This is a genomic window from Amaricoccus sp., assembly GCF_017995835.1.
Classification (GTDB): Bacteria; Pseudomonadota; Alphaproteobacteria; order Rhodobacterales; family Rhodobacteraceae; genus Amaricoccus.
Genome location: NZ_JAGOID010000197.1, coordinates 1 through 2,855, shown reverse-complemented (window position 1 = coordinate 2,855; position 2,855 = coordinate 1). Strand labels below are relative to the sequence as shown.

Genomic DNA, 2,855 nt, shown 5'->3' with positions numbered 1-2,855 from the left:
GCGGGGTGGGAGGGGCGCCCCGACCAAACGCCCGGTGCGCCGCCGACATGCCGCCGTGCATCGCTGCGCCGGCGCCGGCGTTCGAGACGTAGCCGCCGATCAGTTCCTCGGCGGTGATGCCGCGGCCACTGACCGCGCCCCGCGCGACCTGCTCCGCCGATCCGATGCCGGGTTGCACGACGAAAAGCTGCGCGAGCAGGTTGGAGATCGGCCCCTTCGCCACGCGGAAAAACGGCGCCACCGCGCCGGCGGCGCCGGCCGTGCCGGAAATCGCCGTCTCGCCCATGGCGACGTTGACCGCGGCGTCGTGCGACATGCCCGCGGCGCGCGCGCGGGCGTAGGCAGGCGCCAGCGCCTGCACCGCCGCCATCATCGCTGCGCCGCCTGCGCCGCCAACCACCGTCCCGACGCCCGGAGCCACGGCGGAGCCGACGCCAGCGCCGACCACGCCGCCGGCGATGGACGGGCTCGAGCCGCCGATCCCCTCGCCGACCTTGGCCGCATACCAGCGCGGGTCCGTGATGCCCGACATCCAGCCCTGCTCGGAAATCCGGTCGATGGCCGGGTCTTTCGGCTCCTGCCAGTCCTTGACGCCTTCGAGCCCCTTGACCGAGGCTGTGGCGGTCTGCGCGACTTCGTGCGCGGCGCGCTGCGCCCCCAGTTTGACCGCGCGCCCGAACGTCCCGGCGAAGGACGGGTTGTCGTCGCTCTCGCCTCCCTCCGCGCCGGCGACCTTCGGCAGGGCAGGAGGCGGGCCGGCGCCAATCCTGGCGGCCTGCGCGCCGGCCGCGCGGAGCGCCGCTCCGCGAACGAAATCTGGCGGAAGCTCGGCGGCCTTCGCGAAGTCGATGATCTTCGCGGTGAGCGCCTTCTGGCTGACGGGCTGGCCGTTCGCAGCCGCGGCGGCCGCAGCCTCAGCGGCCTTGGCCCACTGCGCGGCCTTGGAGATCGCCGCCGGCCGCGACAGGACGCGCGCCACCAGCGCCGCGCCGCCCAAGCTCGTCAGCGTGGAAATCGGGTCCGTCGACAGCCCCATCGCGCCGGCGGCCCCGGCCACGGTCTGGCCTGTTCCGGACGGGTTGCCGAACTGCCGGTATGTCTCTGCGGAGCGCGAGGCGACGCGGGCGATGTCATCGAGGTCTTTGCCGACCTGTCCGGGGAACAGGACAGCCTTCGCTTGCGGCGTGATCTTGCCATAGGCGGTGACGAAGCGTTGCGGCGAGAAGACGCCTTCGGCGTCCCGGCCGAGCGAGGCCAGCACCGATCCGGAGATGGCGTCCCACGCGCCTTCCGACTTGCTGATCGCGCGCTGCGCCTCGGTCAGGAGTTCGATGTCCGGCCGCCCTGTCGAGCGCGCCGCCGAAGCCAGTTTGGCGATCACGCTCTCATCGCTCGCGCCGGCGAGGAGCGGTTGAAGGCGCTCGCGCAGAGTGGAGACGCTGGCGTTCATCGCGTTCGCGGTGGCGAGCGCTTCTCGCGCCGCGGGTCCGCCGGCGGCGTCGACGATCGACTTGATGTCGTCCGTGAGCGCGCCATAGATGCGACGCAGTTCTCCCTGCGAAATGTTGGCTGTTTCGAGGCCGGCGGGGTTGTCGAGCGCTTCTCCGAGCCGGGTCCGCAAGAGCTTCGCGCCCTGATAGGACAGCCCCTCCTCGCGGGAGATCGCCGGCATGACCAGCGCGGCGGCGCCGCCGGTCGGGTTCATCGCTGCTGCATCGCGCGCCGCCGCGAGTTCCGCGACCAGCGCCGCGGTGCTGCGGAGGGGGACCGTGACGGCTGGGTCGACAAGATCGTCGACCGCGTCATAGGCCGCGCCGATCCTCTGCTTCTGCGCCACATTCCAGGCGTCGAAAGCGTTGCGCGCCGCCGCGCCGGCCTCATGCTGCGACAGAGCGCCAAGATTGGTGGCGCGCTGCGCGGCGGCTTCTCCGAGATCGTTGGCGAGTTTTCGTGTCGCCTCGATGACAGGCTTTCCTGCGATCGGGATATTGCGCGCGACGTGCGCCGCCTGCTGGACGGGGCGGCTTTCCGAGGCGATGAACCGCGGGACATCGACGCCGATGCGCGCGGCGGCGTCCGCGATCTCGTCGCGCCCGGTCTTCGTGGCCGCCGCAGCGGCGGCCATCGCCGCATCCGGCGCCTTTGGCGCAAGCCGCTCGTAGAGCGCGCCAAGCCCCTGCTTGATCGGCTCTGCGACGCGCCCGGCCGCTTGGGCGACATAGGGAGCCACCGCGCCGACGCCCGCGCCGAACGCCGCGCCGAGGCCGCCGCCGACCAGCGCCTTGCCTGCGGCGTCCGGCAGGCTCTCGCCCTCTGCTGCGCCGTGCAGCGCGCCATAGCCGGCGCCGAGCGCGGCCGCGCCCTTCACGCCCTGCGCGGCGAGGCCCGCCGTCGGAAGCGCCGCGCCGCCGACGAGTTGGCCGGCCAGCCCGGTCATGAACCGCGTCTCATCGTCGACCGTGGACATGGCCCGCTGACGACGCAGCGTATCCTCGTAGCTGCTTTGGCCCTCGCCGACGCCGGTCCCGAGCGCATAGTCGAACGCCGATCCGATCTGGTGGGAAAATGGCACCGCGCGCGCGACGCCGCGGCCGAACGTCTCCCCGTAGGCGCCGAGTCCGGTCTGGCGCGCGCGAACGCCGCGCGCCCATTCCTCGGCCGCGGCCTTCTTCTGCGCCTCGGTGGGCTCGGCCTCGCGCGCCTCTCGCGGCGCGCGCCCGCCAGCCAGCGGCGAAACAGCAGACGCGGCTTCGCCGCCCGCGTCACCTTCCGGCGTCGGGATCAAGTCGTCGAACGAGATGTTCATGCTTCACAGCCCCGAGGGGTCGATTCCGTTCTGCTTCAGACGCTCGATG

1 pseudogene is annotated in these 2,855 nt (G+C 72.7%); it reads right to left on the bottom strand.

Going from position 1 to position 2,855, the window contains the following annotated elements:
- Nucleotides 1–2,806: pseudogene (locus KBA23_RS16600) on the bottom strand (hypothetical protein); the annotation flags it as partial.
- Nucleotides 2,807–2,855: the final 49 nt, after the last annotated feature.